The 18678-nt window shown below is 58.6% G+C and carries 12 protein-coding genes; 5 read left to right on the top strand and 7 right to left on the bottom strand.

Annotated features, from left to right (window positions below; all coding sequences use genetic code 11):
* Nucleotides 1-37: 37 nt before the first annotated feature.
* Complete coding sequence (locus tag J2X56_RS26750; RefSeq protein ID WP_310164195.1) at nucleotides 38-964, bottom strand: LysR family transcriptional regulator; 927 nt, start codon at nucleotides 962-964, stop codon at nucleotides 38-40.
* Between the two features lie 193 nt (nucleotides 965-1157).
* Here J2X56_RS26750 and J2X56_RS26745 point away from each other — a divergent pair, with 193 nt between their 5' ends.
* Nucleotides 1158-2480 (top strand): MFS transporter, encoded by a 1323-nt coding sequence (locus tag J2X56_RS26745; RefSeq protein ID WP_310164192.1) that lies wholly within the window; start codon nucleotides 1158-1160, stop codon nucleotides 2478-2480.
* A 72-nt stretch (nucleotides 2481-2552) separates the two neighbouring features.
* Here J2X56_RS26745 and J2X56_RS26740 read toward each other — a convergent pair whose 3' ends face one another.
* Nucleotides 2553-3998, bottom strand: a complete 1446-nt coding sequence (locus tag J2X56_RS26740; protein ID WP_310164189.1) for a carotenoid oxygenase family protein — start codon at nucleotides 3996-3998, stop codon at nucleotides 2553-2555.
* Nucleotides 3999-4030: 32 nt separating this feature from the next.
* Nucleotides 4031-5512: an aldehyde dehydrogenase family protein gene (locus tag J2X56_RS26735; protein WP_310164186.1), complete on the bottom strand. Its 1482-nt coding sequence runs from the start codon at nucleotides 5510-5512 to the stop codon at nucleotides 4031-4033.
* Nucleotides 5513-5716: 204 nt separating this feature from the next.
* Between J2X56_RS26735 and J2X56_RS26730 the strand changes: the two genes are divergently transcribed.
* Nucleotides 5717-6325, top strand: a complete 609-nt coding sequence (locus J2X56_RS26730) for a TetR/AcrR family transcriptional regulator (protein WP_310164183.1) — start codon at nucleotides 5717-5719, stop codon at nucleotides 6323-6325.
* A gap of 769 nt (nucleotides 6326-7094) precedes the next feature.
* Here the strand turns inward: J2X56_RS26730 and J2X56_RS26725 are convergent.
* Together J2X56_RS26725 and J2X56_RS26720 are read right to left on the bottom strand one after the other, a co-directional pair.
* Nucleotides 7095-7598, bottom strand: coding sequence for a flavin reductase family protein (locus J2X56_RS26725; RefSeq protein WP_310164181.1), 504 nt, complete (start codon nucleotides 7596-7598; stop codon nucleotides 7095-7097).
* A 454-nt stretch (nucleotides 7599-8052) separates the two neighbouring features.
* Nucleotides 8053-9552, bottom strand: a complete 1500-nt coding sequence (locus J2X56_RS26720; RefSeq protein ID WP_310164221.1) for an aldehyde dehydrogenase family protein — start codon at nucleotides 9550-9552, stop codon at nucleotides 8053-8055.
* Nucleotides 9553-10886: 1334 nt separating this feature from the next.
* On the opposite strand from J2X56_RS26720, the gene J2X56_RS26715 reads away from it, so the two are divergent.
* The 3 genes from J2X56_RS26715 to J2X56_RS26705 all read left to right on the top strand — a co-directional run bounded on the left by J2X56_RS26715 (nucleotide 10887) and on the right by J2X56_RS26705 (nucleotide 15593).
* Nucleotides 10887-12428, top strand: a complete 1542-nt coding sequence (locus J2X56_RS26715; RefSeq protein WP_310164178.1) for a carbohydrate porin — start codon at nucleotides 10887-10889, stop codon at nucleotides 12426-12428.
* 559 nt (nucleotides 12429-12987) lie between these two features.
* On the top strand, nucleotides 12988-14259 hold the full coding sequence (locus J2X56_RS26710; protein ID WP_310164175.1) for an MFS transporter: 1272 nt from the start codon (nucleotides 12988-12990) through the stop codon (nucleotides 14257-14259).
* Between the two features lie 74 nt (nucleotides 14260-14333).
* Nucleotides 14334-15593: a GntR family transcriptional regulator gene (locus J2X56_RS26705; protein WP_310164172.1), complete on the top strand. Its 1260-nt coding sequence runs from the start codon at nucleotides 14334-14336 to the stop codon at nucleotides 15591-15593.
* A gap of 810 nt (nucleotides 15594-16403) precedes the next feature.
* On the opposite strand, the gene J2X56_RS26695 is transcribed toward J2X56_RS26705, so the two are convergent.
* Both J2X56_RS26695 and J2X56_RS26690 read right to left on the bottom strand, forming a co-directional pair.
* Entirely contained in the window at nucleotides 16404-17177 is a 774-nt protein-coding gene (locus tag J2X56_RS26695; RefSeq protein WP_310164169.1) for an SDR family oxidoreductase, read from the bottom strand.
* Nucleotide 17178: 1 nt separating this feature from the next.
* Nucleotides 17179-18648, bottom strand: a complete 1470-nt coding sequence (locus J2X56_RS26690; protein ID WP_286867133.1) for a carotenoid oxygenase family protein — start codon at nucleotides 18646-18648, stop codon at nucleotides 17179-17181.
* Nucleotides 18649-18678: the final 30 nt, after the last annotated feature.

Raw genomic sequence — 18678 nt, 5'->3', positions numbered from 1 at the left:
ATATCAAAAAATCCAAATAAGAGATTTGTGTTTAATTTTATTCACCATGCGGCCCGGCGCCGCCCGCATCCCCGAACAAGCGCGCGATGATCTGCCGCAACCATCGGAGGCCGGGATCGTTGGCGTAGCGCCCATGCCAGTGCTGCATGACGCGGTAAGGTTCCAGCCGGAAGGGCAACTCCACCAGCCGCACCGGATTGTGGTGGGAAACGATGCGGCCGAAGCGTTCCGGCACCAGGGCCAGGTAATCCGAATCGATGATGCTGGAGACCACACCCAGGTAGTTGGGAATGCGCAGTCCCACCTTGCGCTGGATGCCCAGCTCTTCCTCGATCTTGCGGTCGATCATGTGATGGCCGGTGCCCTGGGTGGAGATGACCAGATGCCGCTCCCGCTCGAAGTCGCGCAGCGACATGCGCCCCCTGCGGATGCGCGGATGATCGCGGCTGACCATGCAGATGAAGCGTTCGGTGAACAAGGCCTGCTGGTAGAAACCGGCATCAAGACCGCTGATGTAGCCCAGCGCCAGGTCGATCTGGCCCGATTCCAGATCCTTGCTGGTGCGCTCGGACACGTAGCTGAGTTCCATGCGGATGGCCGGTGCGGCTTGCTTCAGGTGCGCCAGGAGCCGGGGAATGATGACGCGCTGGCCGATGTCGGTGATGCACAGGCGGAACAGCCGGTCCGAGCGCGCCGGGTCGAAGCTCACGCGGTGTTGCAAGGTCGAGGTCAGGGTACTGAGCGCCAGCCGCATCGGCCCCACGATCTGCTCGGCCAGCGGGGTCGGCAGCATGCCGCCGGAGGTGCGCGAAAACAGCGGATCGCCATAGTGTTCGCGCAGCTTGGCCAGCGCCATGCTGACTGCCGGCTGCCCCAGGCCCAGGCTGGCAGCCGCCTGGGAAATGCTCTGGGTCTTGTAGATTTCGAGAAAGATGCGCAGCTGCCGGAGGTCGAGATTGTCCATGGCCTTTATCAATATTGCTGATGAAAAGTATCAGCATGGGCGTATTGATTGATAAAAGTCAAACTCCTAGACTGCCTCGCGATGGCCGCCGCTTTTGCGGCAGGCCGTCGGCCGCCTGCGCCGCTGCCCTCCCCGGGAGCGCAGCGCACGCCAGGACAACAACGACAATCACGACAAGAAGAGGAAGAGACACATGCAATCCGCTACCCCCATCCAGGTCAGCGAGGTCATCGACGCGCGCCCTGTCGGCATGGTGCAATGGAGCGCCATCGGTACCTGCATCCTGATCGCCGTGCTGGACGGCTTCGATACCCAGACCATCGGCATGCTGGCCCCGGCCATGTCGCGCGAACTGGGCATCCCCATGGCCCGCTTCGGCCCCATCTTCAGCGCGGGACTGCTGGGCATGCTGGTGGGTGCGATGATCCTGGGCCCGCTGGCCGACCGCTTCGGCCGCAAGACCATGGTGATCGCTTCCACCCTGGCCTTTGGCAGCATGTCGCTGCTGACCGCGCTGGCGGCCAGCCATGATGATCTGCTGCTGTTGCGCTTCCTGACCGGCATCGGCCTGGGGGGTGCGCTGCCCAATGCGCTGGCGCTGGCGTCCGAGTATTCCCCGCGCCGCCATGCACGCGTGATCGTCGCCACCCTGATGTGCGGCATGCCGCTGGGGGCGGTACTGGGCGGCATCGTCACTTCGCTGCTGCTGCCTTCGCATGGCTGGCACGCGGTATTCATCGTCGGCGGCGCATTGCCCATCGCGGTGGCGCTGTTTGCGCTGGTGTTCATGCCCGAGTCGGCGCGCTTCCTGCTGGTACGCGGCAAACACCGCGCCCGCCTGCAGGCGCTGATGCGCCGTATCGCGCCGGAACTCGGCGCCGATCAGGACCTGGCGGCACCGCCGCCCCAGGCGCCGGGCGTGCCCGTGGCCGAGCTGTTTCGCCATGGCCGCTGGAAGGACACGGTATTGCTGTGGACCCCCTACTTCATGAACCTGGTGGTGCTGTATTTCATCGTCAGCTGGATGCCGGCCGTGCTCATGGGCGCGCATCATCCGGTCACCGTGGGCATTACCGCCATCTCCTGCTTCAGTGCCGGCGGAGTCCTCGGTAGCCTGTTGCAGGGCTGGCTGATGAATGCGCTGGGCGTGCGCCGCACCCTGGTGCTGGAACTGGCGCTGTATGCCTTGCTGGCCCTGGGCCTGGCCAACTGGCCGCAATCGGAATGGAACGTGATCGTGGCCAGCGGCCTGATGGGCGTGGTGATCCAGGGTGCACAGGCAGGACTGAACGTGCTGGCCACCGAAATCTATCCGACCGCCATGCGCGCCACCGGGGTTGGATTCGCACTGGGTATCGGCCGCATCGGATCGATCTGCGGACCGCTGGCCGGCAGCCTGATGCTGGGATGGCAGATGGACGTGAAGCATATCTTCCTGATGGGCATCACCCCGGCGGTGATCGCCGGGCTGGCCATCGTCTTCAATCGCCGCGCCGAGACACCCTGCACCGACTGACGCGCGGAGGTAGGCGACCGGTTGAAACAGCGGCGGACAGGTGTGAACCTGTCCGCCGCTGCGCCATGAACCTCAGTCTGGGGACCAGTTGCCATGCAGGGACATGCGCATGCGCAAGGGAATCTGGACCCGCGCCACCGGTCCGGCAGACAGATCGCGCGTATCCAGGATCACCAGCTCGGCCGCGCCGCTGCGCAGGTGATTGAGCAGGCTCAGCAGGAAGCCGTCGCCCTCGGTCGCGTCGGCGCTGCGCGGCACGAAGACCGGTTCCTGGAAGCAGTGCGCATCCCCCGCAAACCAGGTACGGGTCTCCCCGGTGCGTACGTTGACGTGGGCCAGCTGGTTGAAGAACTGGAACGGCGGCGCGCCCAGCGTGGCGGCATCAAAGGGTAGCGTCGGATCGAAGGCCAGCATGAAGCCATGCTGGTAGGGATGGCCGCTGTAGCGTTCGTCGCAACGCGGGAACTCGCAGGGGAACGTGGTCAGCGGTTCGGGCAGGACCTGATCGCTGTCGGCATCCAGGTCAAAGGTCCAGCGCGCCAGGCTGGATTTGAGCGTCTCCGGGGAAGGGACGAAACCGTCGGCCTGCGGGAAGAAATAGAACACGTTGCCGCTGGTGACGGGCATGTCCAGGATCAGCTTGCGGCCCTGCTCATAGGCGTTGAGCGTATGGCCCTGGAAGCCGTCGGCCGGACCATGGAACCAGCGCACATCGCTGGCCTTGCCATCGCGCGGCAGCACGCCGAACAGTTGCGGCAGATCGGGTTGCCACTGGAAGTGCTGGCCGCCACGCTTCATCCTCTCCACGTCCACGGTCAGGGGGATGATGGGGAAGATCACGTAATTTTCCGTCACCGCGAAATCATGGATCATGGCCGCGTAAGGCGCCTGGAACCAGGTTTCGCGGGTGAGCTTGCCGGCCGCATCGATCTCGTAATAGGCGATGTCGGGGGTGCCGTCGCCCTTGGCCTCGTAGGCGAAGCACAGCATGCTCCCGGTCTGCGGACAAATCTTGGGATGGGCGGTGAAGGTCGCCGATTTCACCTGGCCGTGGAAATCCCAGACCCCGAGGGTGTCCAGGGTCACCGGGTCCATGGCATAGGGCAGGCTGTCTTCCTTCAGCGCCAGCAGTACCCCGGCATGCTTGATCACGGTGGTATTAGCCGTGGTGTTGTCGCGGGCCGCCTCGGGCGCATTGGTATGGACATTGCGGTAGATGCCATTGAGCGAGCGCCCGGCCTGGCGCTGCGCCTTGAGCCGCTCGGTCTGGACGTAGCGGCGGGTCAGGCTCACCTGCCCCTGGCCGAAGCGAAAGGCACTGACCATGCCGTCGCCGTTGAAAAAGATGTCCTGGCCCAGCATCGGCGGATAGGCCGGATCGGGCGAGACCTGGTAGAAGCAGCCCTGCAGCTGGGCGGGCAGCTGGCCTGAGACTTCCAGCGCCTGCACGCTGGCCTCGACCCGGCTGGGACGATAGATACCCTGGAACTCAGGGGTGGCGGGATATTGTAGAGACATGATCTGGCTTCCTTGTGGAGAGGGGAGGAACTTCAGTGCTGCCGGGACTGCGGCGACTGGATGCTGACCCAGTGCTCCATGGTCATCTCGGCGACGATCCAGTCGCTGTTGAAGCGACCGATGCCACTGTTTTTCTCGCCACCGAACATGTTGTTGGGATCGTCGCAAGGAGAGATGGCATTGACGTGCGTCATGCCCGCCTCCACACCTTGTGCAAAACGCACGCCGCGCGTCTCATCGCGGGTAAAGACGCAGCTCGACAAGCCGAATTCGGTCTGGTTGGCCAGGCGCAGCGCCTCGGCCTCATCGGCAGCTTTGATCAGCGGCGCAATGGGTGCGAACTGCTCGGCCTGGGCCAGCGGCGAATCATTGGCCACGTCCACGAAGACCTGCGGTGGCAACACCAGCCCCTGCGCCTGGCCGGTCAGCACCTGGCGCTGACCGGCGTTACGGGCCGCCTCCAGACGCCCCTGTGCCGCGTCCAGCTGACGCTGGTTGATCAGCGGGCCGATCAGGGTATCGGGATCGTGAGGATTGCCGCATTTGAGCGCCTTGGCCTTCTCGACGAAGGCGTCGACGAAGCGCGAATAGAGGCTGGCGTCGACGATGATGCGATTGCTGCTCATGCAGATCTGACCCTGGTGCAGGAAGCGCCCAAGGATGGCGCCATCGACCGCCCGCTCCAGCTCGGCATCGTCCAGTACCACGCAGGGCGCGTTACCGCCCAGTTCCAATCCGACACGCTTTATTGTCGGCCCGGTCATGGCCAACGCACCGATGTGGCGGCCGACCCGGGTCGAGCCAGTAAAGGAAATGAACTTGGGCGTGGGGTGCAGCGTGAAGGCATCGCCAATCTCGCTGACCGCACCGATGACGACGTTGAGCAGCCCGGGCGGCAAGCCGGCCTCTTCATAGATCTTGGCCAGCAGCAGGCCGCCCGTGACCGGAGTGTCGTCAGCCGGCTTGACCACTACTGCATTGCCCACGGCCAATGCCGGTGCAATGGAACGGTTCGATAGATGCATCGGCCAGTTCCACGGACTGATGACGCCAACCACGCCCAGCGGCCGCCGATAGACCCGGCTTTCACGACCAGCAATATCGATGGGCAGGATGCGACCATGCACGCGCGCAGGCATGGCGGTAGCGGCCAGCATGCCCGACTTGACAGCGGCCCACTCGATTTCGGCCTTGATACGGGTGCTGCCGGATTCGCGGATCAGCCAGTCCACGATCTCGGCGTGGCGCTGGTCCATGATGGTGGCGGCCCGCAGGAACAAGGCCGCCCGCTCCGACGGCAGCACCGCCGCCCACGCCTGCTGCGCCTGGGCAGCGGCGGCATAGGCGGCATCGAGGTCACCCAGGGATGCCTGGCGGATCTCGGTCAGCAATTGACCGGTATAGGGATCATGGTCTTGCAGCAGGCTGGCGGCACTGCCTTCTCGCCACTGCCCGCCGATGAATTGGCCGGTAAAGCCTTGCTGGTAGCGCGGCAATGTTTCGTTGTCTTGCACGGTAGTCTCCTTGATTGTCATGCGCCGGGGAGGCGAAAGAGTCCGCGCCGGACCGTTGCCGCACGCGAACCGGATAGTGCGGGCAGCCGTGATCGATCAGGCTTCAGCTCAATAATGAACGATGTCGTTCATTTAAAAAGATGGTAGCACAGCCCGTGATAAAATGTACGAATACGTTCAGATATAAGAAAAGGATCTATCGCGATGCGGGTCAAGACCGTGGAACAGCGCAATGAATTCATCGATGCTGCAGGCTACCTGTTCATCCAGCAAGGGTATGCCGCCGTAACCATGGAGGCCATTGCAGCGGAGGCGTGCAAGTCCAAGGTCACGCTGTACAACTATTTTTCGAGCAAGGAAGAATTGTTCGAGGCCTTCGTCGTACAAGCCGGTGCGGGGGCAGTGGAAGAGCTGAACAAGGTCTACGTGGAAGAGGACAGCGCCCGGGACATCTTGCAGCGCCTGGGCCTGGCGCTGCTGCGCCTGGTGTCGCGGCCGGATGTGATTGCATTGGACCGGCTCATCATCGGGGAAGCGAAGCGCTATCCGGAGTTGGCGCGGATCTTCTTCGAGAATGGCCCCAAGCGCACACTCGATGCGCTCGCAGAAGTGATGGCGCTCTGCATGGAAAGTGGAAAGATCACCGCCTCTGATGCCCAAGTGGCGGCCCTGCATTTCAAAGGGATTTGCGCTGGCGACTTGATCGAAAACCTGATGTGGGGAACCACAAAAGCACCTACAACAAGAGAACTGCAAAGGATTTCAAAAGATGCGGCGAATGCATTTTTAAACGGGTATCGCCAAGCACAATGACTGGATCAACGAGGACATATTCCTCGCCGATCCCCCAAATATGCGGTGGTTGCTTCTGGCCGATTACGGAAAAGGTATTGGCTGCTCAGCCGTACAAAGGTGGAAGCATTCCGCCGAAGAGAAATGCTGTCACTGACGCAGCGACAAGCAAACCTGCAGATATTTTCCCTGGCGAGACAGACGTTCGCGTCAAGAGGAACGCCCTAGCATTGAGAAGGATAGCCCCAGGCAGTATAGCAATGGCTGGATATACAATGCCTCCCCACCCCACGTCGGTAGCATCATTCAAGAATGCCAGCCCGAGAAAGGTGAATAACGCCGGTGCAAAAGGCAAGGCGATGTCGGAGGGTAGCAAAGTCCCGCGTCGGCCAAGAGAGCGCCAAGGTATGATGAGCATCAGTAGGAGCGCCAGAAAACCAACACCCAGACAGATGTATGTTTGCATGATTTGAGTCGCTTTCTCAGGGGCGGCTTCTTCTGATCGATCGTGGACCTTGCATCGTATTCTCCACTCGTTCTCAGAAACATAATACCGGCAATTTTAGCCAGAGAGCTTTCAGCGCCTTACAGAATTGCAGACCATTTTGGAACTGGCAGCCCAACGGGAAAATGCGTCTGACAAGCCAGTTTCAGATTTTTTGTCATGCCCTCGACAACGGACAACATCACTACCGCCTCGCGTTTGTCGAGCGTCGCCAACGTTTTGGAAATCGCCGTCCAGCGCAACCATATTTCGCATTATTGCCAACGTGCATTTGCGTATCAGCCCTCAGCTGCCTGTCGGTTCAAGCGACACCGCGCGCAGCAGGGTGCCGCAATAGAAAATCAACGGCTCACCTTCCTTGTGCGCCAGCCGAAGCACTCGCCCCACAACAATTGTGTGGTCGCCTGCTTCGTAACGTGCATACATTTCGCATTCAAAGCGTGCGTGATAATTCTGCAAAAGCGGAAGGCCATGCAGGCCCGTTTCGAGTGGGACATTCGCAAATCGGTCTATGTCTCTGGCAGAAAACTGACGACATAACTCACCCTGTCCGGCTTCAAGCACATGAACAGCGAAGTGGGTCGCGACGCACATTGCCGGATAATTGCGAGAGCTGTTCGCAATCGACCATTGGACTAGCGGCGGGTCCAGAGACAAGGAAGTGAAGCTGTTGCATGTCATGCCGATCGGCGTTGCCCCGTTGCCGCCTGCAGTAACCACAGTTACACCGGTAGTGAAACGGCCGAGGGCACGGCGAAAATTTTGGGAATCAAAAGAGGCTTGGGTCATGATAATGGGATTGGGTCTAGCCTAGGTCATAGCATCAATTCGGATGACCTAGGCTTGAAGAAAGAAGGTCGACATTTTTGTGGCAGGCGGCAGCTCCCGCTTTCGAATAAACCAAGCCAAGCCGGTCAGCTGCTTCATTGCCATTTATAAAGGACCCAAGAAAAATAAAGCAGACGTCATATATGCCAACCGAAAGCCCCCCTGGCCTAACCTACTTCGCCGGGCGTGAACGGGCCAACTCGGGCAAGCATGGTTTAAGAGGCGTCCTGGCCTGGTTGCAGAAGTCACAGCGCTTCGTGGTGACGCTTGGCCGAGCGATATGTGTGAGTTTCCAGCTGTCTCACACCTATGAATTCGGTCCCAATTGGCCTGACACAGTTCGCTCAACTTCGCAATCGCACTACACCGTCCGAGTGGATTTCCCGCGCTGCGCCATCGCTGCCACTTGAACTGCTCAGAACGCGTAACGAGTAGGAGTCGCGCCTATTGTCATCCACTGCCATTCAGTAAACTCGTCGACGTTCGTTGTGCTGCCAAAGCGTGACCCGTTGCCCGATTGGCCCATGCCCCCCATGGGGATGCCAGGCAGATCAGAAATGGTTTGATCATTGATATGGACCATCCCGGCTCGTATGCGCTGCGCCACACGAAGCCCGCGCTCGAGCGACGCCGTTTGTACGGCGGCGGAAAGGCCGTATTCCGTATCGTTAGCCAACTGAATTGCGTGTTCTTCGTTCTCTGCGATGACGACGGGCGCAACCGGACCGAAGATTTCCTGCTCATAAGCAGCCATTCCGGGAGTTACGCCGGACAACACTGTCGGACGGTAGTAAGGATGCGCATACGTGCCGCCGGTTATGATTTTTGCGCCGCTTGCGACACTTGACGTCACGAGCTCATGTATGCGCTCAATTTGCCGCCGGTTGATGATTGGGCCAATGGCGACATTCTCTTCGAAAGGGTTGCCTACGGCCAAGCGCTCGGTGTGATCGCGCAGTAATTCAAGGTAGGTCTTTGCAACGCTGCGCAGCACAATATGTCGCCCAGAGGCCATACAGATCTGTCCTTGGTGCAGGAACGAGGCCCACGCGCCCGCCGAAGCGGCCGCTTCGAGATCGGCATCATCCAGCACGATGAACGGACTTTTTCCTCCCAATTCCAGTGACACCTTTTTGACGTGTTGGCCCGCGAGCTCGCCTACACGACGGCCTACCCGCGTCGAGCCCGTGAACGTCACAAGCCGTACCGCCGGCGCGCCTACTAACGCCTCCCCAACATCAGCCCCGCCGTTGACGATCTGAAAAACGCCTTCTGGCAGCCCGGCCTCGGCGAAAATCTGTGCCAACACAACCCCTCCGGTAATCGGAGTCTGCGGGTCCGGCTTCAGCACGACTGCATTTCCGAGTGCCAGAGCTGGCGCAACCGATCGCATCGCCAGCAGCAGAGGAAAGTTCCACGGCGTGATGACACCCACTACGCCGAGCGGCACGCGGCGCGCAATACTCAGACGTCCGGAATTTGCTGAACGGAGGACGTGCCCCTCCGGTTCGATGAAAAGCGCGGCAGAATGAAACAATTCTCCGATCGTGCCTTGCAGTTCCGTTTCTGCCTTCGCACGCAGGCCGCCGGTTTCACGAACGATCCATTCGATCAGCGTGTCGTGATTGTCCTGGAGGAGCGCGGCCGCGCGTTGCAATATGCGCGCTCTAGCCTCAGGGCTCTCGCTCTGCCACGTAAGTTGGGCACACTTTGCGCGATCAACTGCGTCGAGGACGGATCCCGGTGTGCTGCTCCCGACCGTGCCGAGCGGCAGGTCAGTTGCAGGCTCGCGAACCTCGATCAATTCTCGCTCGGATGGTACCCATCGTCCTTGAAAAACACGACCAGCCCAAATGCCAGGCGAAAGGATACCTTCGGCATGCAATGGCTGGTCAATGGTTGTTCTGACGTTCATCAAATTCTCCTCATCATCAAATTGCATTGCACCAAACGTCTTGCAATGGTTTAGCTAGCGCAGTCATTACTCCCTGAGCAACCATCGCTGGCTCGCTCATGCGACCGCAACAAACTAATCACCCGAGCCACATGCGCCCGGTGCTCTTGACTCACGGACGTACTGCCCTGATGTGCTCTCTTCTACACCCTGCGAAAGGAATACCTTTATCTCGCCCGTAAATCAGCCAAGCAAAGGACGTTTACTTTCGATTTCCCAAAACGCGAAGCTCTGTATGGCTCGCGTAGGGGCAGAAGGAGAAAGGATTTGGCCTGCCTCGTCCGCACCCATGCTCGGAAGGCTACGCTTATTAAATTCTTAAACCAGAGGCCAGATTAAAGCGCTTGATACAAGGCTCGCTGATCGCCACGCAGTTCTCTGCGAGCAGGCCGGATGCGGCATATTTTCTACAAATTGGTTTTTTCAACATGACGGACAGAGAAGTCCGCAGACTAGGCAAGTTAGCGCGAAGTTATTCCGCTCGATAGGCCAGAAGCACGGTGACGAACATTTATCCACCTTGTTTTCTATTGAGTGACGAGGTGAAATGGCACCGAATCCTAGAGAGAATTCACATGATTTTCTCGGAAGGGCGGCTTTTAACCATCGATCAACGTGTGATTTGGTCATGCCCGGTCGAATTGAGTCATGGATGCCTGAGGGAAAACGCGCGCCGCCTTTCGGGATCAGGGAGGCATCCGAAGATGGTGAACGCAGCAGAGGACGGGATGCGATCGCGTACTCCTTTTTTCATCTTCAGCGGCGCTGCCACATGACACCAAGACACAGCAGCAACTCAGAGCGATCCAGTGGCGGCCATCCCGCCTTGCCAGTTTTTCAAACGTTTCTTAATGAGACTCTATGAACCAGATGTAGCTTGATCTTAGGAGGAAGCCCTTCCTGATCTGTGGATACAACATAGGAAGCGGTCGCTGCATCGAGCTGGAACTTACAAACGTGGATAGTAACTTCATGCAAGCGCCTCCTCAAAGCTGCAGCGCGCATCCAGCGGTCCCTCACTTCTAGTGTCAGCTAACAGCTGATCGCCGACCACTGAGGCGTAACGCGATTATCGAGGCCGCCACGCAGCGTGCTGGAAAGAACCAGATCGATTTTCTCCGCGTATTCATTGATACATCCTAAGAAAACCCCAAGCGCAGTATGCAGAAAGCGATCTTCAGTCGATACGCATAAATAACCAATATGAGATGCGCCTTTCCACATTGAGTCGATTCCGTATGTGATATCGATCAAGCCAAGCACCAGCCGGAATACGGCAATTACAAGGAGGAGACATGAAATTATTCAACAAGCTGACGGGTGCTATCACATTAGCGATCCTGACTCTAGGATGCTCATCGCTTTGCACAATGGCATCAGCTGACAATCTGCAGGCTGCTGAGGCAACCAACGCTGCAAGCGGGGCAGGGAGCATGCCGCTCACGGACAAAAATACCTCCCCCTCCCGTGATGTCTCGACATCTTCCAATCGAGATATCCTTCAGGCGCAGACAGAAATCGGTCAAAGTCCACCCATGGCTTCCGGCGTGAGCCCTCCCCCGCCAAGCGAGGGGCAACTGCCCAGAAAGGGACCGCTTAGCGGCATCGGCGATGCGCTTGAAGACCACGGAATCAACCTTGGCCTGCGGTTGACAAACTTATCTGCGGCGAACCCTTCAACTGGCATCGCGACCGGAAAATCGACCGACTACTTCACACTTTTTACGGGCGCCGATGTTGACTTGCAGAAGTTCGCGGGGATTCCTGACACGAAATTTCATTTTATTTGGGCCTGGGAGCCGCCTTCTCACAACACGGTAAATTACACCACTCAAACCGGATCGGCCTTCACTCCACTTGTTCCCCAGACCACCACCAACGACCTGATCAAGTTCACACTATCGCATGACCTGTTTGAAAAACGTCTCCACGTTGAGTACGGTCGCATGAATCTGACGGACGATTTTTTGGTGCCGACGATGTGCGCAGGATGTGTGGCGTCGACTCCCGCGATAACACTCAACGTGCCAGGCATCACGAAATCGTTGTGGGGAGCACGGCTCGCGTACATGCTCTCGCGCCATACCAGCCTGGGATTCGGCGTGGTCGAAGACAACTCCACGCTTTACATGAACTCCACTGGCTGGAACTGGAGCACCCGGACCAGAACCGGGGTTATAGGTATCGCAAATGGCACTTACAAGACGGATTTCTCCGACACCCGGTATCCCCTCAATGCCGAAGTCGGGGTATATCACAATACGAGTCCTTACACGGACGATCTGCACAACGTGGATGGCTCGAGTCAGATCCTCAATCCTTCTGGCAGCGCCCTCAAACACGGCAACGGCACATGGGGATTCTATGGCCAGGCAAGAAAAGTCATCTGGACCGCTCCTGGCGCAAAAGGCCCTACCCCTCCTAACGTCGCACTGTACGGCGGCGCATTTATTACGCCCGGCCCTGGCCAGTCCTTCCCGATCGAAGCGTATGGCGGAGCCGAGTACGGTGGCTTTCTCAGAGACAACCCTGCAGCGCTGGTGGGATCGATCATTCGTTATATCCAGTTGAGCAGCGGGCGCGCGCTTTATGAGCAGCAGCTCAGTACGGTGAGCGGTTGGAGCAGTGACGGCGTTAACCGCAACACATTCTCTTTCGATGTACACGCACAGTACGGGCTCGCTCCCGGGGTACTCGTCAATGGCTTTGCTCAATATCTTCTGCACCCCAACAGAATGCATCCATTGGCCGCCACCGGTTCCACCCACAGTGGCTGGATGATCGGTTTGACGCTTCTCGTCGATCTTGGGCGTATTACGGGCCTGACAAGACCTTAAGCATTGCGGTGAAGCCGCCGTATATGTCTGATCAACGCCGGACGTCAGGTGCAGCGCCTGGCGCTCCAGCGCTGATCATTCCATCGAGGCTGCCGGCAACTTCGGCGGGCAGTTCGCACATCGCCGACAGACGATTTCAGTTGTTTCTTTCTGTTCAGAATTCGAACGCAGCGCGCCAGAAAATCACCGGCGGTTTTCTCGGGGAAACCAGTCTAAGCCGTTTCGAGGGACACGAGCGCTATTTTCCATAGATCAGCCAGGTCCTGATAACCGCCCCATGTTGAATTCACGCTACTGGTTAACCGCCTCGCCAGGGGTTAAAAACGCAGGATGTTGCGCGGCTCCTCGAACCCGCCGCCGCCAGCCAGATGATCGCTTCTGGCAGCGATCGCGTCCCGATTAGACGCACGGCCAAATCTGCGAGCGCATCAACAGCGACTTGAGTCGCCGTTGCGCCTCACCGATAAAGGCTTAGCAGCCATCAGGCTGGGCAGGATACCGCCGACGGACCACAGATACAGGTTAAACGATAATGACACCACCCTTGAAGGAGCATCTGATGAAACACAAAGCAGTTCCGATTACTACCGCCGCCGGCCTGCCTTTGGCCAGCGATCCGCCAGCACGTACCGAGATGAGCCGCGAGGGCATTGTCGTTGCGATCGCCTGCTCCATATGCATGGGCCTAAGCTTCGCGCCTGTCTTCATGGGGACATTTCCCCTCTTCCTTGAGCCGGTGTCTCAGCGATTCCACTGGAGCGCCGCGACGTTTCCGCAAGCGATGTTGATCTCAGGCTTGACAGGCGCTCTTTCCGGGCCTCTGGTGGGCCGACTGATCGACACCATGGGTGTCCGCAAGGTACTACTCCCCGGACTGCTAGCTTGGGCGGCCATCTTAGCAGCTATGAGTCTTCTCAACGGCAGCATTATCTTGCTTTACGTCATCTCGGCGTTGATGGGGCCGCTGGCTGCAACATGCGGCCCGGTCGCGCTGGCCAAGGTCGTGTCGAGCTGGTTCGACCGCAGCCGCGGTATTGCGCTAACCGCCGTCCTAGGCGGGTCGGTTGCGATCTTCACTTCCTTGATGCTGGTGCTCACACGTGTGCTTATCCTTGATATCGGTTGGCAGGGTGCCTATCTCGCACTCGCGGGACTGATAGTGGCCATCGCCCTGCCAGTTTCTTACTTTTTCTTGAAGGAAGCTCCGCAATCGAGCCCATCCGTCATGATGGGAAAGCCCGATATAGCGGGCATGGACTTGAAACCCATGACTGCATTTACGAGTCGTGCCTTCTGGACGGTGATCCTGGCATCGACCCTCGTTTGTGCTTCGTGCAGCGGCTTGAGCAGTCACTTCGTTCCATGGGCTGGAGAACGCGGCGTCTCCTCCGCCACAGCGACGTTTGCACTGACTCTTTATTCTCTTGCCGGGCCATTTAGTTCATTGCTCGCCGGCGGTGCGGCCGATAGGCTGCCGCGCCCGGGTATGCTCGCCATTGTCTTCGCTCTGCCGCTGTTGGGATTCCTCGCGATGATGACATCGCAGGAATGGGCGGTCGTGATCGGACTTGCGCTGATGGGTTCCGGCTTTGCTGCAGTGGCCGGTCTTCTGCCGTTCTTCACGAGCCGATACTTCGGCCTGGCCAACGCCTCGACGATTTTCGGCGTGGCGGTTGGGCTCACCACACTATCTCTGGGCGTGGGACCGGTCGTGCTGGGGATACTGCGCGATAAATGGGGGGCATACACTCCGGCCTCTCCAGTGCTAGCGGGGGCACTGTCTCTGGCCATCATACTTGCGTTGACCTTACCGCGTTATCCGCGTCGTTGACGTTCAAACTGAACACGTATACTGTCGAGTCCGAGCTAGACAATTACAGGACCGGCCGTTGTAGGAGACAAATCATGACTATGGCGCAGCCAGCGTCGGCGCAATCATACGCCAGTCAGCGCAAAACAGTTTCTCACTGGAAAACCGCCAATCCGCTGTTCGATGCGATCGTAGGAGGTGGCTCCGCAAATACCAAAGCGGCCTGCATCATCGCGGCGCAAATCGAGGAGGATCTGATAGGCCGCAGTTGGCCCACAGGGACAATCTATGGGTCCGAAACGCATTTGGAATCCAAATTCGGCGTTTGCCGCAGCATCGTCCGTGAAGCGGTTCGGATTCTCGAGAGCCGCGGCACGGCTCGGATGCGACGAGGACCAAACGGCGGCCTGCTGATTCTGGCACCGTCCATGTCGCTCGTGCTGGAAGCGATTGATCGGTACGTCACATCGCATTGCCGCGAGCTCCATCGGGGAAAGGACGGCAGAACGATTCTGCAAGCAGTTCATGCGAGATTGATTGGCCCGGGAGCAAAGAACTGTGTCGGTCCAGGACTTGCCAGCTTCTTGGAGGAGATGATTTCGGCGGTCAACCAACATGCACGGCAAGGGCCTTCCGGTCGTATCCCCCTGGGCGCAACGGTTGAAAGCGCCCGGTCCCGGGCGCAGCATATCTTCCGCCTGCTTATGAAGGACCTGAACAGCAGTCGCACGATTGACCGCCGCCTGGGGTCCGAATTGGATCTCTGTGACCGCTACGGTGCTGATCGTGATGTGCTGCGCCAAGCAGTGCGTGTTCTGGAATTCGAGGGAATAGCTGAGTCAGTAGCCGGGCGTGGCAAAGGACTGATGACACGCACGCCAGAGCCCGCCGCCTTATGCCGGCTTATAAACTGTTATTTCACCGCTGCCCGCGTCACACCCAGCGATGCCATGAGTCTTTTCAAGCTCTTGAGCGTAGAGGCCATTTCGATCGCTGCGGAGGACGCGACTGACGAGGAACTTGCGCGACTGAAGAATGCGCAGCGTCTGCTGCATGCCGCAGACGTGCGCATGACTGCAAAAGTGATGCAAGAAGCGGAGGAAAGCCAATTCGGAATCATCGACGAGCCACTCGTCGACATTCTCCTGCGCTGCACCAAGAGCTATTCGACCTGGTGGTCTTCGCTGCGCAATCCCCAAAGTGAGCAACTGGATATCATCTATCGAACTGAGACGCTCAAGGTCATCTCTGCGCTCCTCGAACGCGATGTAACCGCCGTTGCGGCTGCCCAGGCCGCTAAAGTCGAACGTCTTAACGGACTCATCTTGAATCAGCACCGAGCCGTGTCGGCGTAGCGGTCTTTCCCCGGTTGAGCCGATCAACTGTCCTGTAAAATCCCGCCCGCTTCGTCGCTCGCGAGGAACGCGACAATGATGGTGGTGAGGATGTCTGTCGGGGTGTCCAACGGTCACACGCGGGATCGAACTTTCACGTTTTTTATAATGGCTGGCTTGCGCTCGGCCACGCAATATAACGCATGGCCTGCGCGCGATGATGCGCAGACGCAATGCCATCGAACCGGTCATCGGGCGCAGGAGGGCTGACGGCAAACTCGATCAGAAATGGATAAAGGAGTACTGGGTGGGGCGATACACGCAGTGCTGTGCGGCACTGGCCAAAATCTGGGCTTGATACCCAGGAACCTGCTGCTCTTTAACGTCCAGATTTCTGCCTTGTTTGACCGCGGCTTCACCGTACTATCGCTGGAACGACACACGCTTGGGAGAAAGCGAATTTTCAGATCCGATTAGTGAGCTTTGTGAGAAAGCTGTACTGGCCAGTTGGAGGTGGGCAGCTGTTCTAGTGCTGACAATCGACGGGGAGGCCTCCGTGGCACGGAGCCCTCCCTCCGGGTACGTCCGTCCGGGACAAGCGATGAACTTTCCAGCCTGCCCCGGGTTCTGCAACAATGCCCGTCAATGTCGGACCACGCAATCCCGGGGCGAAACTGAAGAATGCATAGCGTCTGAACAATTGGACATTCTTTATCGAGCTGAAACGCTCAACGTCATCGCCTCCTCGAACGTGATGTAATCGCCGCCACCGACCAGGCAGCGAAGCTCGAGCGCCTTGACGGACAGAGTCTGATTCAGCGGCGAGTACCGTCAGCCCAGTAGCGATCCTCCGGTCGCGTCGATCACCTGCCCGGTGATCCAGCCCCCTTCGTCGCTCGCGAGGAACGCGACAATGTTGGCGATATCCTCCGGCGTGCCCAGTCGCCGCAGGGCGGATTGCGCCTTGGCATGCTCGATGAAGGCAGGATTGCCCTCGGCCATGCGCAGAAATTCGGCGGTTGCAGTCGGACCCGGTGCAACGGCGTTTACCGTAATTCCGCGAGCACCTAGCTGCAGAGCAGCGGTCTTGCTGAACACCTCGAGCGCGCCCTTGGCCATTGCATAGGACACGACATTCGGATTAACGATGCGCGAGGTTCCAGACGAGATGTTGATGATCCGGCCGCCATCGCGAAGGCGCGGCAATGCCGCCTGCGTGAGGAAGAAAGGTGCCTTCACGTCCACGGCAAATGCCTTGTCGAATTCTGCGGAACTCAGTACTTCAACCGAGCCGAACATGATTTGGCCAGCATTGTTGACCAGGATGTCGAGCCCGGTCTGGCCGGAACACGTCAACAAGCTGCGATCGAACTCTTCGAACGTCGCCGCAAACGAAGCGTCCGACGAATGGAGATCCGCCTGGATGACAAAGGCCCGCCCGCCGGTCTGCTCAATGGTAGCCAGCGTCTCTTGAGCAGCCCGCAGATTGGCTCCGTAGTGGATGGCCACGGTCGCGCCGTTGGCGGCAAGACGCGTGGCAATTTCCCGGCCGATTCCGCGGCTCGCACCAGTGACGAATGCGACTTTCCCTTTGAGGTCGGCCATCTTACCAAGCTCCTGGAAAATTGGTTTCGCCACGCAACTGTCTGCCACCATACCAATATCCGTGGCCAGTGCTACGAAGACGGAACGGCAGGGCTACCGTTGCAACAGGTGGCGCGTTGATATCGCTCGCATCCAGGATGAGGAGTTCGCTGCGCATCTGCTCGTGCCGGCCGACCACGGTCATAATGTAACCATCGCCTTCTGCAGCGTTGTCGTGAGCGGGAACGAACTGAGGCTCGCCGATCGAGCAATTGTCTCCTGCATAGAGGATTTTGGACGGCTTCGCGCCGTTCACATCCATGGTGGCGATCCACTGGAAGCCGCGCCCGACGCGTTCTTGGCCAGGCACGTCCAGAAGGTTCATGGTGGCGAAACTGTATGGCAAGGTTTCGAAACGGGTATCGATTCGCGGAAGCTCGCAAGGGTATTCGAAAAGCGGCTGTTCGACAAAACTGTTGTCACTGCGCTCCATGTCGATCACCACCCGCTTCATATATGGCATGGCGTCGGTCGGCTTGAACTGCGAGCCGTCGACGTTTGGGAAAAAATGGAAAAAGGACCGCTTGCTGAAGGTGTTGTCGGCATAGATATATCGCCCATCATCATAGGCACCGACGGTATGGCCGTGGCACTGATTGGGCCCCTTGAACCAACGAATTTGATCGCCACGGCCCTTGCGTGGCAGCACGCCGAGATAGACACTCTCGTGCGGATCCCATTTGAATGCAGGCTCACTCCGCTTGATCCATTCCAGCTCATGACGGAGCGGGGTGATCGGGAAAACGACATAATTCTGCGTGACCATGATGTCGTGGACCATGCAGGTGTAGGGCGCATGGAACCAGGTCTCGTGAGTAACGTTCCCTTCGCTATCGGCTTCATAGTAGGCGATATCCCTGGTGGCAGGACCAGCCGCGCAATATCCAAAGAACACCAGCTCGCCCGTTTTTGCATCGATCTTGGGGTGCGCGGTGATTGCCTTGGCGGTCACCTTGCCGTTCCAGTCATATTCCCCGATGGTCTCGAGGGTGAAAGGGTTCAATTCGATAGCAGGGCTGTCCTCCTTCAATGCGAGTAGCTTGCCGCCATGCATCAGCATTGTCACATTTGCGGTGCCGCGGCTGAGCCCGGCAACCGAGGGATCGTCCGAGAAAGGATTTCGATAGTGGCCGAACAGAGCACGGCCGGCCTTTTCCTCCGCCACGAAGCGGGGCGTACGGACATAGCGCATACGGAAGTCGACCTTGCCGTCCTTGAAATAAAAACAGGAGGCCATGCCGTCTTCGTTGAGCATAAAGACATCATTGTCGACAAAGGCTGGCCATTTCCGATCTCCGATCAGGCGAAAGAAACCGCCCTCCAGGTTCTTCGGTACTTTTCCTTGCACAACTTCAAGCCCCGTCAATTCGATCTCTGCGCGCATCGGTGCCTCGAAGCTTTTGAAATCGTTATTTGAAAATCGGATATTCATCTCTACATCACCTCTATGAGCAAAAGAAAG

Source organism: Herbaspirillum sp. 1173 (assembly GCF_031455335.1).
In the GTDB taxonomy this organism is placed as follows: domain Bacteria; phylum Pseudomonadota; class Gammaproteobacteria; order Burkholderiales; family Burkholderiaceae_D; genus Herbaspirillum; species Herbaspirillum huttiense.
Note: the sequence above shows the minus strand (reverse complement) of the source record. Positions and strands in the feature narration are given on the sequence as shown.